This is a genomic window from Massilia sp. SYSU DXS3249 (assembly GCF_053668055.1).
Genome location: NZ_JBSIPX010000017.1, coordinates 61,208 through 84,044, shown reverse-complemented (window position 1 = coordinate 84,044; position 22,837 = coordinate 61,208). Strand labels below are relative to the sequence as shown.

At 67.3% G+C, this 22,837-nt stretch carries 24 protein-coding genes; 17 read left to right on the top strand and 7 right to left on the bottom strand.

Annotated features, from left to right (window positions below):
• The first annotated feature begins 116 nt into the window (after positions 1–116).
• The 8 genes from ACWCIA_RS18495 (at position 117) to ACWCIA_RS18460 (ending at position 8,243) form a co-directional block, all read left to right on the top strand.
• The gene (locus ACWCIA_RS18495; RefSeq protein WP_454165617.1) at positions 117–1,142 is read left to right on the top strand and encodes an NADP-dependent oxidoreductase; all 1,026 of its coding nucleotides are present in this window, start codon (positions 117–119) and stop codon (positions 1,140–1,142) included.
• Positions 1,143–1,294: 152 nt separating this feature from the next.
• On the top strand, positions 1,295–1,717 hold the full coding sequence (locus tag ACWCIA_RS18490) for a phasin family protein (RefSeq protein ID WP_454165615.1): 423 nt from the start codon (positions 1,295–1,297) through the stop codon (positions 1,715–1,717).
• A gap of 27 nt (positions 1,718–1,744) precedes the next feature.
• Positions 1,745–2,329 carry a hemerythrin domain-containing protein gene (locus tag ACWCIA_RS18485; protein WP_454165613.1) on the top strand — a complete coding sequence of 195 codons (585 nt, stop codon included), beginning with the start codon at positions 1,745–1,747 and terminating at the stop codon, positions 2,327–2,329.
• A gap of 162 nt (positions 2,330–2,491) precedes the next feature.
• A complete protein-coding gene (locus ACWCIA_RS18480; protein WP_454165611.1) occupies positions 2,492–2,875 on the top strand; it encodes a KGG domain-containing protein in 384 nt (127 codons plus the stop codon).
• Between the two features lie 206 nt (positions 2,876–3,081).
• Entirely contained in the window at positions 3,082–3,600 is a 519-nt protein-coding gene (locus tag ACWCIA_RS18475; RefSeq protein ID WP_454165609.1) for a YgjP-like metallopeptidase domain-containing protein, read from the top strand.
• 194 nt (positions 3,601–3,794) lie between these two features.
• Positions 3,795–5,042, top strand: coding sequence for a porin (locus ACWCIA_RS18470; RefSeq protein WP_454165607.1), 1,248 nt, complete (start codon positions 3,795–3,797; stop codon positions 5,040–5,042).
• Between the two features lie 59 nt (positions 5,043–5,101).
• Positions 5,102–5,494 carry a phosphate ABC transporter substrate-binding protein gene (locus ACWCIA_RS18465; RefSeq protein WP_454165605.1) on the top strand — a complete coding sequence of 131 codons (393 nt, stop codon included), beginning with the start codon at positions 5,102–5,104 and terminating at the stop codon, positions 5,492–5,494.
• Positions 5,495–5,504: 10 nt separating this feature from the next.
• Positions 5,505–8,243: a bifunctional diguanylate cyclase/phosphodiesterase gene (locus ACWCIA_RS18460; RefSeq protein ID WP_454165604.1), complete on the top strand. Its 2,739-nt coding sequence runs from the start codon at positions 5,505–5,507 to the stop codon at positions 8,241–8,243.
• A 135-nt stretch (positions 8,244–8,378) separates the two neighbouring features.
• Here ACWCIA_RS18460 and ACWCIA_RS18455 read toward each other — a convergent pair whose 3' ends face one another.
• The 4 genes from ACWCIA_RS18455 to ACWCIA_RS18440 all read right to left on the bottom strand — a co-directional run bounded on the left by ACWCIA_RS18455 (position 8,379) and on the right by ACWCIA_RS18440 (position 11,562).
• Entirely contained in the window at positions 8,379–8,930 is a 552-nt protein-coding gene (locus ACWCIA_RS18455; protein ID WP_454165603.1) for an LOG family protein, read from the bottom strand.
• Positions 8,931–8,958: 28 nt separating this feature from the next.
• A complete protein-coding gene (locus ACWCIA_RS18450) occupies positions 8,959–9,645 on the bottom strand; it encodes a TetR/AcrR family transcriptional regulator (protein WP_454165686.1) in 687 nt (228 codons plus the stop codon).
• Positions 9,646–9,715: 70 nt separating this feature from the next.
• Positions 9,716–10,171 carry a phasin family protein gene (locus tag ACWCIA_RS18445; RefSeq protein WP_454165601.1) on the bottom strand — a complete coding sequence of 152 codons (456 nt, stop codon included), beginning with the start codon at positions 10,169–10,171 and terminating at the stop codon, positions 9,716–9,718.
• 68 nt (positions 10,172–10,239) lie between these two features.
• Positions 10,240–11,562: an alpha/beta fold hydrolase gene (locus ACWCIA_RS18440; protein ID WP_454165599.1), complete on the bottom strand. Its 1,323-nt coding sequence runs from the start codon at positions 11,560–11,562 to the stop codon at positions 10,240–10,242.
• Between the two features lie 42 nt (positions 11,563–11,604).
• Here ACWCIA_RS18440 and ACWCIA_RS18435 point away from each other — a divergent pair, with 42 nt between their 5' ends.
• From ACWCIA_RS18435 to ACWCIA_RS18425, 3 genes are read left to right on the top strand one after another with little or no spacing between them, the layout of a single operon-like run.
• Complete coding sequence (locus ACWCIA_RS18435; protein WP_454165597.1) at positions 11,605–11,844, top strand: hypothetical protein; 240 nt, start codon at positions 11,605–11,607, stop codon at positions 11,842–11,844.
• Positions 11,841–12,326 carry a hypothetical protein gene (locus tag ACWCIA_RS18430; RefSeq protein ID WP_454165595.1) on the top strand — a complete coding sequence of 162 codons (486 nt, stop codon included), beginning with the start codon at positions 11,841–11,843 and terminating at the stop codon, positions 12,324–12,326. The genes ACWCIA_RS18435 and ACWCIA_RS18430 overlap by 4 nt, the downstream gene beginning before the upstream one ends.
• The gene (locus tag ACWCIA_RS18425) at positions 12,326–13,225 is read left to right on the top strand and encodes a DUF2145 domain-containing protein (protein WP_454165593.1); all 900 of its coding nucleotides are present in this window, start codon (positions 12,326–12,328) and stop codon (positions 13,223–13,225) included. Before ACWCIA_RS18430 ends, ACWCIA_RS18425 begins: the two co-directional genes overlap by 1 nt.
• A 395-nt stretch (positions 13,226–13,620) precedes the next feature.
• Here ACWCIA_RS18425 and ACWCIA_RS18420 read toward each other — a convergent pair whose 3' ends face one another.
• From ACWCIA_RS18420 to ACWCIA_RS18410, 3 genes are all read right to left on the bottom strand, one after another.
• On the bottom strand, positions 13,621–14,271 hold the full coding sequence (locus tag ACWCIA_RS18420) for a hypothetical protein (RefSeq protein ID WP_454165591.1): 651 nt from the start codon (positions 14,269–14,271) through the stop codon (positions 13,621–13,623).
• Positions 14,272–14,311: 40 nt separating this feature from the next.
• Positions 14,312–16,531, bottom strand: a complete 2,220-nt coding sequence (locus tag ACWCIA_RS18415) for an ATP-binding protein (protein ID WP_454165589.1) — start codon at positions 16,529–16,531, stop codon at positions 14,312–14,314.
• A gap of 135 nt (positions 16,532–16,666) precedes the next feature.
• Entirely contained in the window at positions 16,667–17,416 is a 750-nt protein-coding gene (locus ACWCIA_RS18410) for an RNA methyltransferase (protein WP_454165587.1), read from the bottom strand.
• A 188-nt stretch (positions 17,417–17,604) separates the two neighbouring features.
• Between ACWCIA_RS18410 and ACWCIA_RS18405 the strand changes: the two genes are divergently transcribed.
• The 6 genes from ACWCIA_RS18405 to ACWCIA_RS18380 all read left to right on the top strand — a co-directional run bounded on the left by ACWCIA_RS18405 (position 17,605) and on the right by ACWCIA_RS18380 (position 22,823).
• Positions 17,605–18,384 carry an inositol monophosphatase family protein gene (locus tag ACWCIA_RS18405; protein ID WP_454165685.1) on the top strand — a complete coding sequence of 260 codons (780 nt, stop codon included), beginning with the start codon at positions 17,605–17,607 and terminating at the stop codon, positions 18,382–18,384.
• Between the two features lie 188 nt (positions 18,385–18,572).
• Positions 18,573–19,988 (top strand): DEAD/DEAH box helicase, encoded by a 1,416-nt coding sequence (locus tag ACWCIA_RS18400; protein ID WP_454165586.1) that lies wholly within the window; start codon positions 18,573–18,575, stop codon positions 19,986–19,988.
• 335 nt (positions 19,989–20,323) lie between these two features.
• Positions 20,324–21,103 carry a 2-oxo-tetronate isomerase gene (gene otnI, locus ACWCIA_RS18395; protein WP_454165584.1) on the top strand — a complete coding sequence of 260 codons (780 nt, stop codon included), beginning with the start codon at positions 20,324–20,326 and terminating at the stop codon, positions 21,101–21,103.
• A gap of 51 nt (positions 21,104–21,154) precedes the next feature.
• Positions 21,155–21,520: a VOC family protein gene (locus ACWCIA_RS18390; protein ID WP_454165582.1), complete on the top strand. Its 366-nt coding sequence runs from the start codon at positions 21,155–21,157 to the stop codon at positions 21,518–21,520.
• Positions 21,521–21,522: 2 nt separating this feature from the next.
• On the top strand, positions 21,523–21,819 hold the full coding sequence (locus tag ACWCIA_RS18385) for a hypothetical protein (protein ID WP_454165580.1): 297 nt from the start codon (positions 21,523–21,525) through the stop codon (positions 21,817–21,819).
• A gap of 146 nt (positions 21,820–21,965) precedes the next feature.
• Entirely contained in the window at positions 21,966–22,823 is an 858-nt protein-coding gene (locus ACWCIA_RS18380; RefSeq protein ID WP_454165578.1) for a hypothetical protein, read from the top strand.
• Positions 22,824–22,837: the final 14 nt, after the last annotated feature.

Below are 22,837 nucleotides of genomic sequence, written 5' to 3'. Positions count from 1 at the left end.
TTCATTGGGAAGGGGCTCGTCCATTGTCGCACGGGCTTGCCAAACCGGCAGGAGGCGCAGCGTGTTTGTGGCTGTTTCGGTATAGTTGTCGCTTCGACCAACACTGTGGAGCCACCATGACACTAGCCACCAACGACCAGTTTTTGCTCGCCGCCCGCCCCATTGGCCTGCCGAAGGACAGCGACTGGCAGCGCGCCGCCCCGCGCCTGGCCGAGCTGCTCGATGGCGAAGTGCGCGTCAAGCTGCTCTATCTGTCGCTCGACCCGGCCATGCGCGGCTGGATGAACGAAGGCAAATCCTACGTGCGCCCGGTCGCCATCGGCGAAGTGATGCGCGCCGGCGGCGTCGGCATCGTGGTCGAGTCGAAGTCGCCGCGCTTTCAACAGGGCGAGCACGTCATGGGCGTGATGGGCGTGCAGCGCTTCTGGACCGGCCCCGCCGACGACAAGGCCGCGATGCTGGCGAAGGTCGATCCGGCCATGGCGCCGCTGCCGACCTGGCTGAACGCGCTGGGCATGCCGGGCATGACGGCCTACTTCGGCCTGCTCGAGGTGGGCCAGCCGAAGGCCGGCGACACGGTCGTGGTGTCGGGCGCGGCCGGCGCGGTCGGGATGACCGTCGGCCAGGTCGCGAAACACCTGGGCTGCCGCGTGGTCGGCATCGCGGGCGGGCTTGAGAAATGCCGCTTCGTGGTCGAGCAGCTCGGCTTCGACGCCTGCATCGACTACAAGGCCGGTCCGGTGCATGCGGGGCTGAAGGAGCATTGCCCGCAGGGCGTGGACGTGTATTTCGATAACGTCGGCGGCGACATCCTGGACGCCGTGCTCACCCGCATCAACATGAAGGCGCGCATCGTCATCTGCGGCGCCATCTCGCAGTACAACGCCACCGCGCCGGTGAAGGGCCCGGCCAACTACCTGTCGCTGCTGGTCAACCGGGCGCGCATGGAAGGCATGCTGGTCACCGACTACGCCGCGCGCTACCCAGAGGGCGTGGCGAAGCTGGCGGGCTGGATGCGCGAGGGCAGCTTCAAGAGCCATGAACACGTGGTCGAGGGCTTCGAGAACTTCCCGGCCGCCCTGCTGATGCTTTTCGAGGGCAAGAATCTGGGCAAGCTGGTGCTGAAGGTAAGCGAGGCCTGAATAAATCGCGTACTCATTGAGCATATCGGTGATGCGCGTACTATCCTTGAACTTGACCGGTCTGGCGGCGTCTATCCCGACGCCCCATTCGATGCGGCCGCGCGCGCCCTTACCGGCGCGCTCATCCATCCACCGTTCACGTCGAGGAATCCATGCAAGCCTTCCCCCCCAACAGTCCGGCCCTGCACGCGCAGCTTGAGACGCAGGTCGATTTCCTTACCCAACTGTCGCGCCATACCGTCGAAGCGATCGGCCAGCTCGGCACCCTGAACCTGCAGGCGACGCGCCAGCTGGTCGACGACGGCATGGAGCTCGGGCGCGCCCTGGCCGCCTGCAAGGACCCGTTCCAGATGGTCTCGATCGCGATGCGCGCGGGCCAGCCGGCCGCCGAGCACTGGCGCACCTGGCAAAGCGGCGTCATGCGCGTACTGGCCTCGAGCGGCGCCACCTTCGCCCACGACGCCAACGACGGCGGCTGGCAGGCCGCGCGCGGCGCCACCGCCGCCGCCGCTACCGCCACCACCGCCGCCGCCACCGCCGCCGAGCGTGCCGGCACGGCCCATGCCTCCGCCTAGCGGCGCCACGACCCTGACGGAGGCATCATGGCATCCACCGGCACACGCCAGGACGCGCTCGACGACGCGCCCCCCGACGCACTCGCGCTGCTGCAGCGCGACCACCAGCGGGTCCGCCTGCTGTTCGGCGAACTCGACAGCCTGCGCGACATCGAAGACGAAGACGAGCGCAAGGCCGAACTGGTCGACGACATCTGCTACGAGCTGACCGTGCACAGCATGCTCGAAGAAGAGATTTTTTATCCGGCCCTGCGCGCGGCAATGAGTCACGACCACATGCTCGACGAGATGCTCGACGAGGCCGAGCAGGATCACGCCGGCACGCGCGAGCTGATCAGCCAGCTTGAGGTCATGTACCCGGGCGACGAACATTTCGAGGCCACCATCGCGGTGCTGGCCGAGGAGGTCGAGCACCACGTGGCCATGGAGGAAAGCGAGATGTTCGACGCGGCACGCGCCTCCAGCCTCGACCTGGGGCAGCTGGCGCGGGCGCTGGCCGCGCGGCGGGCCGAACTCGACGGCCTGGACACGCCGCCGGACACGCTGCCTGGTGCGATCGACGCGATGGAACCGCACGAGGGGCGGCGCACGCCGCCGCGCGTACCCGATTGAAGGACAGGACCGCCCTCGCGGCCGGGCTGGAAACCGGCGCCTGGCCGACAGGAGCGGCAAGCTCAGGGAACTATCAAACAGGCGGTGTCTCTAACCGCACGAGCGCAGCAATGCGGCGCTTCGAACTTCATCCCTTCACTGCAGGGCAACCAGGAGAGCGACATGGCGACAAGCAAGGAGAGCGGCAAGAGCGCGGGCAGCTCCGGCGGCAGCGCGCAAAAGAGCGGTGGCGGCAGCGGTAGCGGACCGGCCAAGCGCGGTTTCGCGGCGATGGACCAGAACCAGCAGCGCGAGATCGCCAGCAAGGGCGGCCAGGCCGCACACCAGAAAGGCACGGCGCACGAATTCGATTCCGAAGAAGCGCGCCGCGCGGGGCAGAAAGGCGGGGAGGCCGTGAGCCGCAACCGTGCACACATGGCGGACATCGGCCGCAAGGGCGGCGAAAGCCGGCAATCGGCCAGCCGGGCGGCGGCGGCAGCCGGTGCGTCGGCGGGTGCGTCGGCCAGTACGTCCAAGGGCAGCCGCCAGGGGAGCAAGGAACAGTAAGAGGCGCACCGCATCCGGGTGCGCCAGGCCGGCGCGGGCCTCACGACCCAGCGGCCAGATACACTGCCCGATTCGCTGCCGGAATCGCTGCAGGATCTGGCCGGGGCCCGCGCCGCCTTTCCTTTCCTTCCTTCTCCCTCCCTCTTCCTTCATCTACCTTCCCGGACTCTGCAAGGGCAACGGCGCTGTGGTACATTCGCGCCCCTATGCAAGAGCTCCGTTACCTCACCGCCTATCCCGAAGGCCTGCGCCAGCAGGCGGCCACCCTGCTCGGCGAGGGACGCCTGGGCGCCGTGCTGCGTTCGCGCTATCCGCGCGCCCACGGCCTGCGCACCGACCGCGCGCTCTACGACTACGTGCAGGACCTGAAGGCCGACTACCTGCGCAACGCCGAGCCGGTCGCCAAGGTGGCCTACGACAGCAAGATCCACGTGGTCCAGCACGCGCTCGGCCTGCACACGGCCATTTCGCGTGTCCAGGGCGGCAAGCTGAAGGCGAAGCACGAAATCCGCATCGCCAGCGTGTTCCGCGACACGCCCCTCGAGTTCCTGCGCATGATCGCCGTGCACGAACTGGCCCACCTGAAGGAAAAGCAGCACGACAAGGCCTTCTACAAGCTGTGCTGCTGGATGGAGCCGCAATACCACCAGTTCGAACTCGACCTGCGCCTCTACCTCACCCACATGGAACACGGCGGCGAACGGCTCTGGCTGGGCGAAAACTGAGATCCGGTTGACGTTGCCCGTTCGCAACATTCGCTTACCAAAAAGCGTTTCCGTAAGTAAATATATTCGACTTTCCGCAGTGCGTACACTACAGTCCTCACCGTAATGTGCAGCACGCATGCGCCCGCCGGCCATGCGGGTCCGCAGCGCCTGCAGGGGCGGCGGACGAGCACGCCGACGGACGAAAGCCACCCATGTACCTCACCCAGCAAGCCAGTTTCCTGCCCGCCACCTGCGCCGCTTTCCTGTTCGCCCTGCCCATCGGCGCCCACGCCGCCGAGGCCTCGCCCGGCTGGAAATTCTCGGGCTTCGGCACGGCCGGGGTCGTGCATTCGGACGAACAGGGAGCCGACTTCGCCTCGTCGGCCATGAAAGCCGACGGCGCCGGCCGCACCAATGCGTGGAGCCGCCACGTCGACAGCCGGCTGGGCGCCCAGCTCGACCTCCAATTCGGCGCGCGCTGGTCGGCCGTGGTCCAGGTGGTCAGCGAGCAGCGGCTCGACAACAGCTACGAGCCACGCGTCGAGTGGGCCAACGTCAAGTACCAGGTCAGCCCGGAGCTGGCGCTGCGCCTGGGACGCATCGCGCTGCCGATGTTCATCGCCGCCGACTACCGCAAGGTGGGCTACGCCTATCCCTGGGCGCGCACGCCGCTCGAAGTTTACGGCGTCCTGCCGATCAGTAACAGCGACGGCGCCGACCTGACCTGGCACTGGGAAGGCGATGCGCTGCGCAGCACCACCCAAGCCTTCTACGGCTACACCGACATGCGCCTGTTCGGCAGCGCACGCCTGCGCGGCAACGCGATCGCCGGCCTGTCGCACACCGTCGAACAGGGCGCGTTCAGCGCACGCGCCTCGCTGATCACCACGCGCGTGACCATGACCCTGTTCCCGGAACTGTTCGAGGGGCTGAACGCCTTCGGCGCGCAGGGACGCGACATCGCCGCCCGCCTCGCGACCGACAACAAGCGGGCGACCGGCTACAGCATCGGCCTCAATTACGATCCGGGGCAGTGGTTCGTGATGGGTGAAGCCGGCCGCTCCAGGACCGCGTCCTATCTCGGCAGCACCAAATCCATCTATGTCAGCAGCGGTTACCGGTACAAGAATGTCACGCCGTATGCCGGCTACGCGCGCGTATGGGGCACGCTGCCCGAAGGTCCGGCGGCGTTGTCCCTGGCGGGCCTGCCGCCGCCCTATGCCCGTGCCGGCGCGATCCTGAATGCGGGCATGGCTGCGATACTGCGGACCGTCCCATCGCAATCGACGCTCACCGTGGGCCTGCGCTGGGATGTCATGTCCAATGTGGCGCTCAAGCTGCAGTACGAACGGGTGACGCCGCGCAGCGGCTCGCGCGGCATGCTGATCAATGCCGCTCCCGACTTCCGCTCGGGCCGCACGGCGCAGGTCAGCAGCGCCGTCGTCGACTTCGTGTTCTGAGGCGGCCCATGGTTAAACACACTCTATGCTCGCTCGCCGCCGGCACACTGGCGGCGGCCATGTTTCTCACCGCTTCGATGGCAGAGGCCGGCGAACTGGTCGTCATCGTGTCCGCGCGCAGCCCGGTCGAGGCCCTGCGCCCGGACCAGGTGGCCGCCATTTTCCTGGGCCAGTCGCCGCGCTTTCCCGACGGTAGCGTCACCGCCGCGATCGACCAGCCGATCGGCTCGAGCCAGCGCGACGGGTTTTACCAGCGGCTGACCGGCAAGACGCCGGCCCTGCTGAAGGCCCACTGGTCGAAGATGGTCTTCACCGGACGCGGCCAGCCGCCGCGCGAACTGGCCGGCAACGCCGCCGTGCGCCAGGCCGTCGCCGCCGATCCGGGCGCCATCGCCTACATCGACCGCGAAGCACTCGACCCGAGCGTGCGCCAGGTCCTGCTGGTGCCTTGAAAGGAAACGCATGAGATCCGCGCCCGCCGCCCTGCCGAAGCAAGCGCCCCGCTCCCGCCGCACGCGCCTCGCCCGCCTCCTCGGGCGCGGCCTCGACACGCACATCTCGCTGCCGCTGTTCGCGATCGTGCTGCTGATCGGCATCTGGGGACTGACGCTGCGCTTCGTCGAAGGCCACCACCTCGCGGCCGGCGCCGCCGCGCGCGCCGCCACCCGCGAACGCATCGACACTTATGAAGCGCAGATGGCGCGCAGCCTGGGCGGCATCGACCAGACCCTGAAGGTGCTCAAGTACGCGGTCGAACTGGAAGGACCCGCCGGCGCCCTGCCCGCCCTACGCCGCCAGGACCTGCTGCCGCCGGGCCTGGTGTTCGTGGTCGCGATTGCCGACGGCGGCGGGCGCGTCGTCGCCAGCAACCCCGACGCCGTCGGGCAAGACGTCTCGAACGCCGCCTATTTCCTGTACCACCGCGACAACGACCTCGGCCTGCCCTTCGTGGGCGCCACCGTCGCCGACAGCGCCAAGAGCGAGCCGCACCTGCACTTCACACGCCGCATCAACGACGCGGCGGGACGCTTCGCGGGCATCGCCATCGTCGAAGCCGATCCCTCGTACTTCACCAGCGCCTACGAGAGCGCGCGCGACGGCCAGCAAGGCATGCTCGGCCTGGCCGGGACCGATGGCGTGATGCGCGCCATGCGCATCGGCGAGCAGGTCAGCTGGGGCCAGCGCATCGGGCTCGGCGACGCGCCGGACGGCACCGTCACCATCCACCGCGGCCCCGACGGCATCAAGCGCTACACGAGCGTCAAGCGCCTGCACGGCTTCCCGCTGGCGATCGTCGCCGGCCTCTCGCAACCGGAACAGTTCGCGCCCTACGAGGAGACGCGGCGCACCTGGCTGGCGATTGCCGGCGGCGCCTCGGCGCTGCTGCTGGTGGTGGTGACCCTGGTCTCGGTCTGGTCCTGGCAGCTGGCCAAGGCGCGGCGCCGCGCCCGCCGCGCCCAGGAAACCTATGCCGCCGCCTCCGAAGGCAGTCTGGACGCCTTCTTCGTGCTGCGCGCGGTGCGCGACGCCGACGGCAAGGTCGCAGACTTCCTGGTCGAAGCGACCAACTCGCGCGCCGAAGCCATCATCGGCCTGTCGCGCGCCAAGATGCAGGGCATGCTGATGTGCGACGTGCTGCCGCACTACCGCGAGAACGGCATCTTCGAAGACGTGGCGCAGGTGGCGACCGACGGCAAGCCGCGCGAAGGCGAGTGGCAGGCATCCGACCGCCGGGCCGCCGGCCGCTGGCTGCATCGCCAGGTGGTGGCGGTCGAGGGCGGCGTGGTCATCATCGTGCGCGACATCACTGAGCGCAAGCAGGTGGAGGAGCGCATCTTCCACATGGCCCACCACGACGAACTGACCGGCCTGCCGAACCGCAACCTGATGCACAACCGCATCGATCAGGCGATCCAGAACGCGGAGCGCCACGGCAAGTCGGTCGCGCTGGCCTTCATCGACCTCGACGGCTTCAAGCTCGTCAACGACGGCCTCGGCCACAAGGCCGGCGACGAGCTGCTCAAGGTGGTCAGCGAGCGCATGGGCGGCTGCCTGCGCCGCAGCGACACGCTGGCGCGCTTCGGCGGCGACGAGTTCGTGGTCCTGCTGCCCGACCAGAACGGCGACGAACATACGCTGGCGCCGCTGCTGGAAAAGATCCGGGTTGCCGTCACCGAACCGGTGGAGGTGGCCGGCCAGGTGGTGCAGGTCAGCTGCAGCATGGGCGTGGTGATGTACCCGCGCGACGGCATGGATGCGAATGCGCTGCTGATGAACGCCGACGCAGCCATGTACCGCGCCAAGGACCTGGGCAGCAACAACTTCCAGTTCTACACCCGCGAGATGAATGCCAGCGTCGAGGAAAAGCTGGTGCTGCTCGACGGCCTGCGCAACGCCGTGCAGGCAACGATAGAGACGAAAGCGGGCCTGTCCACCGCCGCCCGGGGCGCCGTTGGACAGTTCCGCCTGCTCTACCAGCCGAAGGTGGACCTGAAGGACGGCGCCATCTTCGGCGTCGAGGCCCTGATCCGCTGGCAGCATCCGGAACACGGCATGGTGCCGCCGCAGCGCTTCATCGGCCTGGCCGAGGAAAGCGGCCTGATCGTGGAAATCGGCGACTGGGTGGTGCGCGAAGCCTGCCGCCAAGCCCAGGCCTGGATCGCCGCCGGCCTGCCGCCGGTGACGATGTCGGTGAACGTCTCGGCGCGCCAGTTCGAGGAAGCGCGGCTGGTGGAACGCGTCGCTGCCGCGCTCGAGGAAAGCGGCCTGGATCCGGCGCTGCTGGAACTGGAAGTGACGGAAAGCCTCATCATGCGCGACCTGCAGAAGTCGGTCGCGAAGATGCGCGAACTGAAGGCGATGGGCGTGTCGCTGTCGATCGACGATTTCGGCACGGGTTATTCGAGCCTGTCCTCGTTGAAGACCTTCCCGATCAGCCGCCTGAAGATCGACAAGAGCTTTGTCAGCGAACTGGCCGACAACCCGGACGACCAGGCCATCGCGATGGCCGTCATCTCGCTCGGCCACAAGCTGAACCTGCGCGTGATCGCCGAAGGCGTCGAGACCGAGCAGCAGCGGGCGTTCTTGCGCGCCAACGAGTGCGACGAGATGCAGGGCTACCTGTTCAGCAAGCCGGTGCCGGCCGACGAGATCGAGGCCTTGTTCGACCGTCAGATGGCGGGGATGTCGCTGGCGGCGTGAGTGCCCCGTCCGCATGGTCCGGTAGGGTGGACGGGTTCCCCGTCCACGCGTTCAACAGCGCGTCGCATCGTCGCGCTGCCATTCTTCCAGCACTGGTTGAACGCGTGGACGGGAGACCCGTCCACCCTACGTGAGCTATTTGATACCTGCCGCCTCCCGCAAGCGCTTCACCAGCGCCTCCGGATCCGCATCCACATTCATCAGCCCCGCGTGCGCCGGGCGCACGAAGCCCTCTTCCTGCTGGTGGCGCACGAAGCTAACTAAGCCATCGTAGAAGCCGTCCGTATTGAGCAGCCCGATCGGCTTGGCGTGGATGCCGAGCTGGGCCCAGGTGACCATCTCGAACAGTTCCTCGAGCGTGCCCATGCCGCCGGCCATGGCGATGAAGCCGTCGGAGAGCTCGGCCATCATCGCCTTGCGCTCGTGCATGTCCTTGACGACGAACAGGCGCGTCAGGCCGGCGTGGCCGACCTCGCGCTCGACCAGGGCCTTCGGGATCACGCCGGTGGCTTCGCCGCCCAGGCGCAGCACTTCGTCGGCGATGACGCCCATCAGGCCGACCTTGCCGCCGCCGTAGACCAGGGCGATGTTGTGCTCGACCAGCGCGCGCGCCAGGGCGCGTGCCGCATCGGCGTAGAGGGGACGGGCGCCGTCGGAGGCGCCGCAGTAGACAGCGATCGATTTCATGGGTGGTGTCGGTAGAGGAAAAAGGGCGTCAGGGCGCCTCGCGGCCGTCGTCGGCCAGTTTCTTCAAGTATTCCTCGGACAGCTTTTCGAACAGCAGCCGCGTGTCGCCGCGCAGGTAGGGGCCGAGCATCGACAGCACCTGGTAGCAACCGCGCGCGAGGGCGTCGGCGATCGCCTGCTGCTCGCTGTACTTCCTCGGGTTGCGCACGTATTCGTAGGAAAGCCAATAGGTGGCCACGACCACCATGTTGGTGGCCATGGCGCCGATCTGCTGGTCGCTGGCCTCGAGCGAGTTTTCGCTGCGCAGGTCTTCGCACAGCTGGCGCGCGACCTTGATCTTGTGGGCGAGGATGGCCTTGAAGTGCAGCTCGAGCTTGCGGTTGCGCGAGAGCAGGTCGTTCAGGTCGCGGTAGAAGAAGCGGTAGCGCCAGATCAGCTCGAACATCAGGTGCAGGTAGAGCCAGACGTCTTCCATGTTCGAGCGCCGCCCGGCCGGGACCGTGAGGATGCGCTCGATCTCGGCCTCGAACTGCACGAAGATCGAATTGACGATGTCGTCCTTGTTGCGGAAGTGGTAGTACAGGTTGCCGGGCGAGATGTTCATCTCCTCGGCAATGACGGTCGTCGTGATGTTCGGCTCGCCGAACTCGTTGAACAGCCTGAGCGAGAGCTCGAGGATGCGTTCACGGGTGCGGCGTGGAGCTTTTTGTAGCATGGAAGGTGGCATGGTTGGCGTCACCCGCAAGCATATCATCGAACCCGCCGCCCACGGCAGTTCGGGAAGCTTATTCGCCCTTGCCTGCCTTCGGTGCGCGCCTGGCCGCCGGCTTCTTCGCGGCGGGACGGGCGCCGCCTGCCGCAAGCCCGGCCACCAGGCGTTCGAGCTCCTCGACGCGGCTCTTCAGTGCCTCCATCTCTCCCGCGGCCGGCACGCCGATGGTGGCCAGCGCCCGCGCCACGCGCTCTTCGAATACCTGCTCCAGCTTGCCCCAGGAACCGGACGACCGCCGGCTCGCGCGCTCGGCCTTGCGCGCCACCGTCTCGGTCGCGTCCTCGACCTGGCGCGCGCGCTTTTGCAGCTCGCTGCCGTCGCGGACCAAACGGGTGAACTCACGGCCGCCTTCCTGCTGGGCCTTGGCGAAGGCGCCCAGGCCGGCCTGCCAGATCTGCTGGGCCGAGCTGCGCACGGCGCGCGACAGCGCTTCTTCTTCCTGTTCGAGTTCCTTGAGATTCTTGCTCATCGATGCCTGCTCTTGGGTGTGCACATGGGTCTGCGCCCATTGTAGGCGCGCCCGATAGAGATCGCATTCTAAACCGCCGCGCGCCCCCGCTGCCGCGCGAAGGCGTCGCGCAGGACGGCCAGCAACGCGGCGCCCTGCCAGGGCTTGGCCACGAAACGGTCGGCGGCGCCACTGGCCAGCGCCGCGGCGATCCCGGGCTCGTCCGGGCGGCCCGAGAGCAGGATGCGGCAGGTGCCGGGATAATGCCGGCGCACCTGTTCCAGCAATTCGGCGCCGCGCATGCCGGGCATGACATGGTCGCTGAGGACCACCGCGACCGGCTCGCGCGCCAGCAGGGCCAGCGCTTCCTCGCCCGACGCAGCCGCGAACACGCGCCAGCCCTGTCCCTGCACGGCATCCTGCAGCAGTTCGCGCATGAAGGCGTCGTCGTCCACCAGCAGCAGGCCGGGCGGCGCGGCGTCCTCGGGTTCCTGCGGCGTCAGCGCGGCCAGTTCGGCCATCACGGTATCGAGCACGCGCGCGTTGCAGCCGAGCGCCACGTGGCCGATGCCGCCAAAAGCGATGTTGCGCGCCCCCGGCAGCAGGCTCGAGGTCTGCGGCGAGACGATGTTGTCGTGGTGCGTGTAGATCGAGGTGACCAACGCGTGCGTGGCCGGGTCTTCGGCGCGTTCGAGTTCCTGCAGCCAGTCGCTGGCGACGCCGCGGGTCCAGCGCATCTGCACCACGTTCGGGCCGCGGCCGAACTTCGCCATGCCGGTGCCGTGGTGCGGCGAGCCGAGGGTGATGACGCGCGCGACCCGCGCCGTGCCGTGGGCGCGCATCCAGGCCCGCACCACCAGCCCGCCCATGCTGTGCGCGACCAGCGCAACCCGGGCGGCCCCGGTCGCGCGGCACAGCGCTTCGACCGCGTCCTGCACCAGCGGGACGTAGCCGTCGATATCGCCCAGCACCGGCTCCAGGTCGACGCTCGCGTGGCTGATGCGGGCACGGTCCAGGCGCGGGATCAGGTAGGCCCAGTAGCCGCTATTGCAGCCATAGCCGTGCACCAGCAGCACAGGTACGTGGTCGGTGTCGTAGGTGCGCATGCAAGCCGCCGCCCGCGGCATGAACCAGGAAGTGTGCAGCATGCTCGAAATGAATTCCTCGGCGAGCAGGCGCAGGCGCGCGCCCCGTCCGAGCCGGAATTCGGGCGGCGTCGGGCTGGCGAAGCAGGCGCTGACCAGGAAGTTGTTCATGTTGATCGCGAGGCGCACCAGCACCACGCTCCCCAGGCCCAGCCCGAACGCCTCCAGGGGCGTCGCGCCGAGCCAGCGCCATGCCGCCAGTCCGATCGCGCTTCCCGCCACGGCCTGCACCAGCAGCAGGCGCCGCAGCATCCTGCGCGCGCTCATCGCGTTACGCCTTTCACCGCGCTGCGGTCAGGAAGGATGTGCATGCTCGGCGTCCTCGTGGTCATGGCAGCAGTGTACGACAAAGAAACGGCGCTGCAGGAACAGGACCTCTTGTGCAAATATCCTTTGCACGCTGGGGCGTGCGGGCAAATTTTGTTTGCATGGCAATCCACGCATATTTTGTACCGCGCGAAGCCCGGTTCGATTGCCGCACTCCTTCTCAGCAGTGCCCGGGACTTGTACCATAGCGGTATCCAGCTCGACTACGAAAGATTTCCATGACCTTCCCCCTGCTCTCCCGCACACTGTGCCTGGCCGCCTTCGCCGCTGCATCTACCATCGCCACCATCGCCATCCTGCCCGCCCAGGCCGCCAGCACGGCCGCTTCCTCGGCATCGAGCGCCGGCTCGGCCTCGTCGGGCAGCGTGTCCGACTCGATCGGTGCGTCGAGCAACAGCTCGGGCGACGACGACCGCGTGGCCGCCGGCCAGTACCGCGTGATCGACATCGCCCAGGCCCCGGCCAAGGCTGACACCACGCGCATGACCCTGCGCATGGCCGCCGGCGATGCCACGCGCGAGTTCACCCTCGACGTGCCGAACCGCGCCCTGGCCGCACGCCGCGTGAACGCCGGCGACATGGTGCAGGTCAACGAGCGCGTGTACGGCTACGAATTCGCCCATGCCGATACCAACAAGGCTTTCTTCCTGGCGCTGCAGGACACCTGGTACCGCGAACTGGGCTCGCAAAAAGTCGCGATCTGATGTTCAAGCGCGCACTCGCCGCCGCGTTGGGCTTGTGCGCGAGCGGCGGCGCCCTCGCCGGCATCCCCACCTTCTGCGAACGCACGGTCGAGATCTCGGCCGCCGACCAGGACCGCGTGCTGCGCTTCGCCGGCCTCGTCAGGAAGGAACTCGAGCGCTCCGGGGCGCAGTCGGCCCTCATCTCGCGCGCCGGCCTCGACCTGAGCCGCTTCGGCCTGCTGTATTCGCACGCCGGCATCGCGCTGCGCGACAATCCCGGCAGCCCCTGGGCCGTGCGCCAGCTCTACTACGCCTGCGACGAGTCGCGCCCGCGCCTGTTCGACCAGGGCGTGGCGGGCTTCGCCCTCGGCGCCGAGGCGCCGACCCGCGGCCACATGTCGCTCGTTTTCCTGCCCGGCGAGGACGGCGCGCGGCTGGCCAAGGCTGCCCTCGACAAGCCGCTGGCGCTCGCCCTGCTCTCCGGCCAGTACAGCGCCAACGCCTATGCCTTCGGCACCCGCTACCAGAACTGCAACGGCTGGGTGGCCGAACTCCTCGCCAGCGCCTGGGGCGGCCTCGATGCGCGTACCGACGCCCGCCAGCAGGCCCAGGCCTGGCTGCGCACCCGCGATTACCAGGCCGGGCCGGTCAAGGTGCCCTCGCACCTGATGATGTTCGCCGGCCAGTTCGTGCCGCTGGTGCACGTCAACGACCACCCGCTCGACGACATCCATGCCCTCGCCCTGCAGGTGAGCACGCCCGCGGCGATCGAAGCCTTCGTCAAGCGCCAGGCGCCGGCGGCCCAACGTGTCGAACTCTGCCACGACAAGGAACGCATCGTCGTGCGCCGCGGCTGGGAGCCGCTCGGGGCGCAGTGCACGCCGGGGCCGGGCGACGAGGTGATTGCGCTGGGGCCCTGAGTCTGACGGGGGTTCGTAGGGTGGGCTCTGCCCACGCGGATCGCTCGGCTGGGCATTCGGGTGTCTCGCTCGGCTGGCCAGCATGGTCGCCGCTCTCATGCGTTTCGATCGCTCACCCGTGCCATACCGCGTGGACACAAGTGTCCACCCTACATGCCTGGCCTCATGCCGGCCGCTTATGCCTGTGTAGGGTGGACGGCTTTGCCGTCCACGCGTTCAACCACAGCTGGATGCCTCGCCAAAGATGACATGAATCGAGTGATGTTCCTCTTATTGATGAGCAAGTTCCACTCGACAATATAGGAAAAACAAGAAGCTCACACAACCATGCTGCCGACGGGCTGCATTTTCCGGGTGCCAAGATCCCGAAAACGCGGCGCCGCTGGACAATGGCCTCAGCGCAGGTCGCCCGTCTCGAAATACACGGTGCCGACGACCGGCGCGTGCTGCCTGAGCGCTTCTTCCGGATTGGACAGGCCCTCTTTACGCACAGTCAGCGGCACGGCCGCCGGTGCAGCCAGCTTGACGATGTGGTCGACATCCGGCCGGCTGTCGATCCGCTTGAACAGGTACTTCCCGACCGGCAGGTAGTGAGCCTCACCGCGCGTGCGAGTGGCCGGGTCGAGGCGCTGGAAATACACCACTTTTTCGACCACGAATGGGACGCGCACATGGACGCGCTCCCCGCCGCGCTCGAAATGACCGCTGTAGATGTCGGCGCTGAAGCCGGCCAGGGGCGAGGCGCTGGCCGACCCCAGGCGCGAGAGCGGGAAGCGTTCCGGGTCGATGGTCCACAGCGCGGTCGTGTCCTGCATGCGCGCGCGCAGGGCGCGGTCGAGCTGCGGGTCGGCCAGGCGCACCTGCAGCACCACCTGGTGGTCGTGCGGCGCGTGGAACATCGGCAGGTGCGAGGCGTACAGCCCGTCGCGGTCGCCGAACAGGGTCATGCCGTGCGAGCCCATCGAAGTGTCTTGTGCCGCTGCCTGGCCGGCAAGGAGGAAGGCCAGCGCAGCCAGGGTGCGCAGCAGGTGTCGCAACATCGTCATGATCCCGTTCGAGGATGAAATAAAAGAAGTGGCGGCCCGTTCAGGCCACGGTCTCGGCCAGCAGCGCCGCCAGCTGGTCCGTATCGGCCGGTTTCACCAGCCTGTGGTCGAAGGGCGCGTTGCCCTCCCCGGTGCTGCCCGGGCGGTAACCGCTCACCGCGACCAGCAGCGCGCCCTCCATGCCGGGAAGTGCGCGCAGGTGGCGCGCCAGCTCGTAGCCGTCCATCACCGGCATCCCGATGTCGAGCAGGCACACCCTGACCGGATGCGTGCGCGCATACTCGAGCGCCACCAGCGGCTCATACTCGATGTGCACCGGATAGCCGAGCGACTCGACCACCATGCCCAGCGTATCGGCCGCATCGGTGTTGTCGTCGACGATCAGCACGGGCAGGCCCTGCGCCGGGGCTGCCTGGGCCGCCTCGGCGGCGGCCGGTCCGGGCGCGTCCTCGGGCGCGAGCGCTGGCAGCGCGACGACGAACTCGCTGCCCTGCCCCGGCCCGCCGCTATGGACAGTGAGGCTCCCCTCGTGCAGCTCGACCAGGCGCTTCGACAGGGCCAGGCCGACGCCCAGGCCGCCGGTCGAGCGGTCCACCTTGCGCGTCTCCTGGGTAAACAGTTCGAAGGCATGTTCGATCAGGTCGGCCGACATGCCGATGCCGTCGTCGCGCAGCCGCAGCACGACCCGGCCCTCTTCCAGGGCCAGGGCCAGCGCGATGTGGCCGCCGCCGGGCGTGTATTTGGCCGCATTGTCGAGCAGGTTCGCCACGACCTGCACCAGGCGCTTGCGGTCGCCCATGACCATCAGCGCCTGCGCTGGCAGCTGCGACGCGAGCCGGTGGCCCTTTGCCGCGATCTGGGGGGCCACCTGTTCGACCGCCTCCGATACGACGTCCTGCATGCCGACCGGCTGCCGTTCCAGCGTCACCTGGCCGCGGGTCACGCGCGCGACATCGAGCAGGTCGTCGACCATGCCCGTCATGTGGCGGGTCTGGCGGCCGATCATCTCGCCGATACGGCGTTGCTGGGCCTCGTCCACGCGCGTCAGGCGCAGCAGGTCGGCGGCGCTGCTGATCGGCGCCAGCGGGTTGCGCAGTTCGTGCGCGAGGGTGGCCAGGAATTCGTCCTTGCGCCGGTCCGCCTCGCGCATCGACGCTTCGTTCGCCTTGAGCTTGCCGATCAGCGAGCGCAGCGAGGCGCCGAGCATGCCGATCTCGCGGTAGCCGACCTTGACCGGGCCGATGTTGTCCGACTCGCCCGATTCGATGCGGCGCGCCGATTCGGCCAGGCCCATCAGCGGCCGCGAGATGCGCCGGGCCAGCCACCAGGCCAGCGCAGCGAACAGCAGGGCGATGCAGGCGCCGGCCACGACGACCTGGCGGCGGAACTGGGCGACGGGGGCATAGGCCTCCTCGACGTCCTGGTGCACCAGCACCGTCCAGCCCAGGCCGGGCGAGAAGCTGTGGCCCTGGCTCTTGCTGTAACCGACCAGGTGGGTCCTGCCGTCGGCGAAGCGCTCGAGCGCATAGCCGGTCAGCTGCCCGGCCCTGAAAGCCGGGTCCGCCAAGGCGATGCGGGTGCCCAGCAGCGGCTTGGGCCCGATGATGACCGTCATGTCGCTGGCCAGCACCAGGGTGTCGACATGCTTTCGCGTCAACAGAGGCAGGGTGACCGATTTTTCGATTTCCCTTGCCCAGTCCAGGTTCAGGTGGGCGCCGAACACGCCGGCCACGCGGCCGTTCGCATCGCGGTAGGGAAAGGCGATGTCCACGAAACGCATCGGCTCGCTGGCGCCGGGCTTGAGCAATTTGCTGAGCAGCTTGGCGTCGTGCACGTCGGTCAGGTGGACACCCTTGAGCGCGTTGCCGAACCAGGGGCGCTGGGACACGTCCGCGCCCTCGAGCAGCCGGTTGGCCGAAACGAGGACCCGGCCGTCCATGTCGGTGAGGCCGAGCCAGGCATAGTTGGCATAGGTGCGCTGCATTTCCTCGAGCAGGCGCCGCTTTTCGGCGTCGGTCGCGTCCGGGCCGCCGAGCCCGGCCCGGTCGGCCAGCAGCCGCACCTCGCGGTAGCGCTCGAACAGGCTGCGGTCGAGCGTGTCGGTGGTCTGCAGGGCGAGTTCCGAGTACTCGTGGCCGATATCGGCTTGCGCCCGGCCGGAAAACAGGTTGTCGAGCACGCCTGCAAGCACCAGGGTGATGATCAGGGCAAAACCGGCCAGCAACAGCATCAGTTGCTTCGAAATGCTGCTGCCGTTCATGGAAATCTTCATCGTAAGCCTGGAAGGTGCGGCATCGTTCGCGGACAGGCCACCCCGGTCCGCACTGCCATCATAATTCATCGCGGAAACATCAAGCACGAATGTAGCCGAATCGCAGCCGAATCGCAGCCGGCGCTAGCGCTTGAGGATCTGCCGCGCAATTCCGCGCAGGATGTTGACCTCTTCCGTTTCCAGCCCGGTGCGCGCAAACAGGCGCTTCAGGCGCGGCATGAGCTTTTTCGGATTGTCGGCGTTCAGGAAGCCGATCGATACCAGCGCTTCCTCAAGGTGGGCATACATGCCTTCGACCTGGTCCAGGCTGGCGGCGTCGCCCTGGAAGCCGATACCCGTTTCCGGCAGGCTGTCGCCGATGGCCGCCATCCGGCACTCGTAGGCCAGCACCTGGGCCGCCTGCGACAGGTTGAGCGAGGAGTAGCCGGGGTTGGCCGGGATGTTGATCAGGACATTGCACTTCTCGACGATCTCGTTCGGCAGGCCGACCCGCTCGTTGCCGAAGATCAGCGCCGGTCTCAGCTCGCCCTGCCCCACGACATGGCTGGCGAAGTTGCGCGGCGTCCAGACCGGCGGCGAAAACTCGCGCAGGCGCGCCGACACGGCCGCCGCGAAATTGCAGCCTTCGAGCGCCTCGGCCATCGTGCCGACGATGCGCGCGCCCTGCAGGATATCGCCCGCGCCGCTGGCAAAGGCCACCGCTTCCGGGTCGTTCAAGGGATCGTCGCCGCGCGGGGCGACGAGGACGAGCTCGCTGAAACCCATGGTTTTCATGGCGCGCGCCACCGAGCCGATATTGCCGGCGCGGCTGGTTTCGACGAGCACAAACCGTAAGCGGGTGAACAGAGACGTATCGGTTTCTAGCGGGTTCATTTAAAATAGCGCCATCGCGCGGCGACGAACAGGACAATTCTGGCAGACAAGGCCGGGATTTTAACGGGTTCGGCGCCGCTTTGCTCTTTAATTCACTCTCGTATTCAATCTCGACCCGGACGGTCCGCGGCGCTGCATAGCCCGTGGGCGTCGGCGTTTTTTTCAGGGAAAAAGCTAACATGCATCCAATGCTCAATACGGCCATCAAGGCCGCTCGTCGCGCCGCCACCGTCATCAACCGCGCGTCTTTCGACCTCGACCGTATTACGGTCTCTGAAAAACAACACAACGATTTCGTCACCGACGTCGACCAGGCGGCGGAAGAAGCAATCGTCGAAACCCTGCTCAAGGCCTATCCCGGCCACGCCATCCTCGGCGAAGAGTCCGGCCCGTCGAGCAACCTGAACGACGACAGTGAATACGTCTGGATCATCGATCCGATCGACGGCACCACCAACTTCATGCACGGCTACCCGAACTTCTGCATCTCGATCGCGCTGCAGCAGCGCGGCGTGATCACGCAAGCCGTCATCTATGACCCGGTCCGCAACGACCTGTTCACCGCCAGCAAGGGCGCCGGTTCCTACCTCAACGACAAGCGCATCCGCGTGCGCAACCACGACCGCATCGGCAAGGCCCTGATCGCCGCCGGCCATGGCGCCGACCCGCGCGCGCTGGCCGAATACCTGCGCATGTACGAAGTCGTCGCCTCGCGCTGCCACGGCGTGCGCAGCAGCGGCTCGGCCGCGCTGGAGCTGGCCAACGTCGCCGCCGGCCGCGTCGACGGCTACTTCGAGAAGGGCCTCAAGATCTGGGACATCGCCGCAGGTTCCCTCTTGGTGACCGAAGCGGGCGGCATCGTCGGCGAGTTCAACGGCGAATCGAGCTACCTGAACAAGGGCGACATCATCGCCGCCGGCCCGAAGGTGTTCGCACAGATGATCCCGCTGATGGTCCCGTTCGCGTAATTGGCGTAAAATAGCGGTCTAGCTTGTTGCCGTGGCGCGTTGCGCACCACGGCACCCATCCCAGCTATTTCCATAGCGCAACAAAATTCACTATAATGACCCCGCCGCTTTCTTGAGCCGCTTCGGTCATCCCCTCCGATCCTGGCGCCGCTCGCGCCGCGGCGGAATCAACCTCACCAGAAGAGTCTATGTCATTTGCTACCCTCGGCTTGTCCGACGCTATCGTTCGTGCTGTCACTGAACAAGGCTATACCACGCCGACCCCGATCCAGTCGCAGGCGATCCCTGCGGTCCTGGGCGGCGGCGACCTGCTCGCCGGCGCCCAGACCGGCACCGGCAAGACCGCCGGCTTCACCCTGCCGCTGCTGCAGCGCCTGTCCTCGGACGCCGTCGGCGCAGGCCTGAAAAGCAAGAATTCCCCACGCGCCATCCGCGCCCTGATCCTGGCCCCGACCCGCGAACTGGCGGCCCAGGTCGAGGAAAGCGTGCGCCTGTACGGCAAGTACACCAACCTGAACTCGGCCGTGATCTTCGGCGGCGTCGGCATCAACCCGCAGATCAAGCTGCTCAAGCAGGGTGTCGACGTGCTCGTCGCCACCCCGGGCCGCCTGCTCGACCACGTCGGCCAGCGCACGGTCGACCTGTCGAAAGTCGAGATCCTGATCCTCGACGAAGCCGACCGCATGCTCGACATGGGCTTCATCCACGACATCAAGAAGGTGCTGGCCGTGCTGCCGCCGAAGCGCCAGAACCTGCTGTTCTCGGCCACCTTCTCGGACGAGATCAAGGCCCTGGCCGACAAGTTGCTGAACAACCCGGCATCGATCGAAGTGGCGCGCCGCAATTCGACCGTCGAAGTCATTTCGCAGAAGATCCACCCGGTCGACCGCGACAAGAAGCACCCGATGCTGTCGCACTTGATCAAGGAAAATGACTGGAGCCAGGTGCTGGTGTTCACCCGCACCAAGCACGGCGCGAACAAGCTGGTCGAGCAGCTCGGCAAGGACGGCATCGGCGCGATGGCGATCCACGGCAACAAGAGCCAGACCGCGCGCACCAAGGCGCTGTCCGAGTTCAAGGACGGCAGCCTGCAGGTGCTGGTCGCCACCGACATCGCCGCGCGCGGCATCGACATCGACCAGCTCCCGCACGTGGTCAACTACGACCTGCCGAACGTGCCGGAAGACTACGTGCACCGCATCGGCCGTACCGGCCGAGCCGGCGCCACCGGCGAAGCCGTGTCGCTGGTCTGCGTGGACGAACACGATATGCTGAAGGACATCGAAAAGCTGATCAAGCAGACCCTGCCGCGCCATGTGATCCCGGGCTTCGAGCCGGACCCGACCGCACGTGCCCAGCCGATCCAGCTGCGCAGCGGCGCGCCGGGCCACAGCAACCGTGGCGGCCGTCCAGGCGGCGGTGGCCGTGGCCAGGGCCAGCCGCGCGCTGCTGCTGGCGGCAACGGCGGTGGCCGCTCGGGTGGCGGCGGCAACGGCGGCGCGCGCCCGGCTGCGGCCGGCAACGGCGGTGGCCGTGGCGGCAACGGCCAGGGCCGCGGCCCGCGCCCGGCGGGTGCTTCGGGCCAGGGCAACCGCGGCCGTTAATCGCCGCGTAAGCTGAGCATCAAGGGGCAGTCCGGTTCGCCGGCCTGCCCTTTTTGCTTTTCGTAGGGTGGGCTCTCGAGCCCACGCGGACGTTCGCGTCGTGTTAACGCTTGAACGCGGGGGACGTACGCGAACCGTTGGAGGCGTTGGCGGAATGTCCCGGGTGCCTGTATTGGTACGCACCGGTCCGGGCTGTGGCACCTGCCGTCAACGCGCCACTTTCCGCGTGGACTCGGGAGTCCACCCTACAAAAACCTACCCGCACGATTGCCCGGCTCCTGCATCTTCGCCGCCCAAATGCTACGATAACGGTCTGACAACATCCGAGCCCGTCCATGCCCAAATTTGCCGCCAACCTGAGCACGCTGTTCACCGAGCTCAGCTTCCTCGACCGCTTCGCGGCCGCGCGGGCGGCGGGCTTCGACGCGGTCGAGTTCCAGTTCCCCTACACCTGCGAACCGGAATGGATCGCGGGCCGGCTGGCGCGCTATCAATTGCAGCTCATCATGCACAACCTGCCGCCGGGCGACCTGGCCGCCGGCGACCGCGGCATGGCCTGCGATCCACGCCGCGTGCAGGAGTTCCAGGACAGCGTCGAGCTCGGGCTCGACTACGCCGACGACCTCGGCGTCAGGATGCTCCACTGCATGGCCGGGAAGATCCCGCCCCACGTGCCGCAGGAGCGCGCCCACGAGACTTATGTCGGCAACCTCAAATTCGCCGCCGGGAAGTTGAAAGAGCGCGGGCTGGACCTCCTGATCGAGCCGATCAACAACCATGACGTGCCCGGCTATTTCCTGACCGGCTCGCGCCAGGCCGCCGCCATCATCGAAGAATGCGGGGCCGACAACCTCTTCCTGCAATTCGACATCTATCATGCGCAGCGCATGGAGGGCGACCTCGGCAACAGCCTGCGCACCCTGCTGCCCCTGATTCGCCACGTGCAGTTCGCCGACGTGCCGGGCCGCCACGAACCAGGCACGGGCGAAATCCGCTTCGCCTGGCTCTTCGACCTGCTCGACGAGCTCGGCTACGAAGGCTGGGTCGGCTGCGAATACACCCCGCGCGCGGCCACCGCCGACAGCTTCGGCTGGCGTTCCGCACTGCCGGGCTAGACAAGACTGCGCGCTTGGGGCAGCATTGTTTCTTTTTCAAGGAGCATGGCAATGATCCAGGGTCTGCGCACCGTCATCTATCCCGTGACACAACTGGCCGAAGCGACCGACTGGTACCGCCAGGTACTCGAGCGCGCGCCCTATTTCGACCAGCCCTTCTACGTCGGCTTCGAGGTCGGCGGTTTCGAACTGGGCCTGGTGCCGGACGGCGTACCGGGCCCAGCCGGCGCCACCGCCTACTGGGGCACGCCGGACGCGCAGGCGGAGCTGGCGCGCCTCACCAGCCTGGGGGCCACGGTCGATTCGCCGATTCAGGACGTCGGCGACGGGATCAAGGTCGCGACCGTCCGCGACCCGTACGGCAACCTGTTCGGCATCATCGAGAATCCGCACTTCGACGCAAGCAAGGTAGCCTGAACATGGATGACAGCAGGCGAAGCGAACTCGTGCGCATGGGTTGGGAGATCCATGGCGCGGTGGAAGCGGCTTACCTGGCCCATCCAGCCGGCAAACAGTCGCCCGCCGAGTGGAAGGAGAAGCAGCGCCTGCTGCTGGCGGACATGGCCGTCCACTTGTTGCAGACGGCAATCAAGCCCGGCGACATCGAACTGGACAAGCTGAAGAACAACCTGCACGCCATCCTGACCATTTCGGATCAATTCCTGCCCCAGGCCGAATTGAAGCGGGCGACCGAGAACTTGTATCTCGGCAGCTGACGCTCGCGCACATTCCAGCCTGGAGTACGCACTGCCGAATCATCCATTGATTCACGGCAACGTCGTCGCGCGCGGCGTTTGCAAGAATGGGGACTTTCCGCCCGGCATCTTCGCCGGTTCGAGAGGACCCGATGACTTCACTTCGAATGACCCTTCGCCTTGGACTCGCTTCTTGCCTGCTCGGGATCAACCTGCTGCTGGGCGGCTGCGGCACCCCCGGCAGCTCCGTCAGCCTGACCGAAGTGCGCGAGTTCGCCGATGCTTCGGCCAAGCTCGGCGGCTACGCCGAACTGTCGCGCCGCTACCGCGACACCTATGAGCGCGAGCAGCCCTACCTGCCCGCCGGCGCCGACAAGCTCGCGCGCGAGAACGACGCCAAGCGGCGCGCGGTGTACGAGGATTTCGTCAGCGTGCAGAAGGCGCTGGTGCTCTACATGCAGACGCTGAGCCTGCTGGCCGGCGACACCCGCTACGACCTCAGCGCGCAGATCGACGACCTCGGGAACGGGCTCAAGGCCAACACCGAGTCCGGCCTGCAGCAGCGCCACGTCACGGCCTATACCGGGCTGACGCGCCTGCTCACCCGCGTGATCGCCTCCGGCTACCAGAACCGCAGCGTGGAAACCATGGTGCGCGACGGCGACGCCGACGTCCAGGTGCTGTTGGAAGCAATGATTTCGCTGACCCGGCTCTACTACAAGACCAACGAAAACGAGAAGAAGACCATCCTCGGCATTTTCGACGTCGAGCTGCCCTTCGCCAAGGGCCGCGACGAGCGCATGCTCGTTACGCTGGCCAAGGTGCACTACTTGAACAAGGCGAGCGAATACAAGCTCATCGACCGGCGCTACGACCTGGCCCTGCAGGGGCTGACCAAGGTCGCACTCGGGCACCAGAAACTGCGCGAAAACCTGCACCGGCTGTCGGAAGCGGACGTGCGGCGCATGCTGGGCAACTATGGAAAAGACCTGAAGCTGATCCGCGAAGGCCTGGCGGGCGATTGATCACGGAGGAGACG

What these genes read in the sequence shown, in the direction of transcription:
- ACWCIA_RS18495 (WP_454165617.1), top strand. Translation starts at nt 117, where the DNA reads ATGACACTAGCCACCAACGACCAGTTTTTGCTCGCCGCCCGCCCCATT.
- ACWCIA_RS18490 (WP_454165615.1), top strand. Translation starts at nt 1,295, where the DNA reads ATGCAAGCCTTCCCCCCCAACAGTCCGGCCCTGCACGCGCAGCTTGAG.
- ACWCIA_RS18485 (WP_454165613.1), top strand. Translation starts at nt 1,745, where the DNA reads ATGGCATCCACCGGCACACGCCAGGACGCGCTCGACGACGCGCCCCCC.
- ACWCIA_RS18480 (WP_454165611.1), top strand. Translation starts at nt 2,492, where the DNA reads ATGGCGACAAGCAAGGAGAGCGGCAAGAGCGCGGGCAGCTCCGGCGGC.
- ACWCIA_RS18475 (WP_454165609.1), top strand. Translation starts at nt 3,082, where the DNA reads ATGCAAGAGCTCCGTTACCTCACCGCCTATCCCGAAGGCCTGCGCCAG.
- ACWCIA_RS18470 (WP_454165607.1), top strand. Translation starts at nt 3,795, where the DNA reads ATGTACCTCACCCAGCAAGCCAGTTTCCTGCCCGCCACCTGCGCCGCT.
- ACWCIA_RS18465 (WP_454165605.1), top strand. Translation starts at nt 5,102, where the DNA reads ATGTTTCTCACCGCTTCGATGGCAGAGGCCGGCGAACTGGTCGTCATC.
- ACWCIA_RS18460 (WP_454165604.1), top strand. Translation starts at nt 5,505, where the DNA reads ATGAGATCCGCGCCCGCCGCCCTGCCGAAGCAAGCGCCCCGCTCCCGC.
- ACWCIA_RS18455 (WP_454165603.1), bottom strand. Translation starts at nt 8,930, where the DNA reads ATGAAATCGATCGCTGTCTACTGCGGCGCCTCCGACGGCGCCCGTCCC.
- ACWCIA_RS18450 (WP_454165686.1), bottom strand. Translation starts at nt 9,645, where the DNA reads ATGCTACAAAAAGCTCCACGCCGCACCCGTGAACGCATCCTCGAGCTC.
- ACWCIA_RS18445 (WP_454165601.1), bottom strand. Translation starts at nt 10,171, where the DNA reads ATGAGCAAGAATCTCAAGGAACTCGAACAGGAAGAAGAAGCGCTGTCG.
- ACWCIA_RS18440 (WP_454165599.1), bottom strand. Translation starts at nt 11,562, where the DNA reads ATGAGCGCGCGCAGGATGCTGCGGCGCCTGCTGCTGGTGCAGGCCGTG.
- ACWCIA_RS18435 (WP_454165597.1), top strand. Translation starts at nt 11,605, where the DNA reads ATGCTCGGCGTCCTCGTGGTCATGGCAGCAGTGTACGACAAAGAAACG.
- ACWCIA_RS18430 (WP_454165595.1), top strand. Translation starts at nt 11,841, where the DNA reads ATGACCTTCCCCCTGCTCTCCCGCACACTGTGCCTGGCCGCCTTCGCC.
- ACWCIA_RS18425 (WP_454165593.1), top strand. Translation starts at nt 12,326, where the DNA reads ATGTTCAAGCGCGCACTCGCCGCCGCGTTGGGCTTGTGCGCGAGCGGC.
- ACWCIA_RS18420 (WP_454165591.1), bottom strand. Translation starts at nt 14,271, where the DNA reads ATGACGATGTTGCGACACCTGCTGCGCACCCTGGCTGCGCTGGCCTTC.
- ACWCIA_RS18415 (WP_454165589.1), bottom strand. Translation starts at nt 16,531, where the DNA reads ATGAACGGCAGCAGCATTTCGAAGCAACTGATGCTGTTGCTGGCCGGT.
- ACWCIA_RS18410 (WP_454165587.1), bottom strand. Translation starts at nt 17,416, where the DNA reads ATGAACCCGCTAGAAACCGATACGTCTCTGTTCACCCGCTTACGGTTT.
- ACWCIA_RS18405 (WP_454165685.1), top strand. Translation starts at nt 17,605, where the DNA reads ATGCTCAATACGGCCATCAAGGCCGCTCGTCGCGCCGCCACCGTCATC.
- ACWCIA_RS18400 (WP_454165586.1), top strand. Translation starts at nt 18,573, where the DNA reads ATGTCATTTGCTACCCTCGGCTTGTCCGACGCTATCGTTCGTGCTGTC.
- otnI (WP_454165584.1), top strand. Translation starts at nt 20,324, where the DNA reads ATGCCCAAATTTGCCGCCAACCTGAGCACGCTGTTCACCGAGCTCAGC.
- ACWCIA_RS18390 (WP_454165582.1), top strand. Translation starts at nt 21,155, where the DNA reads ATGATCCAGGGTCTGCGCACCGTCATCTATCCCGTGACACAACTGGCC.
- ACWCIA_RS18385 (WP_454165580.1), top strand. Translation starts at nt 21,523, where the DNA reads ATGGATGACAGCAGGCGAAGCGAACTCGTGCGCATGGGTTGGGAGATC.
- ACWCIA_RS18380 (WP_454165578.1), top strand. Translation starts at nt 21,966, where the DNA reads ATGACCCTTCGCCTTGGACTCGCTTCTTGCCTGCTCGGGATCAACCTG.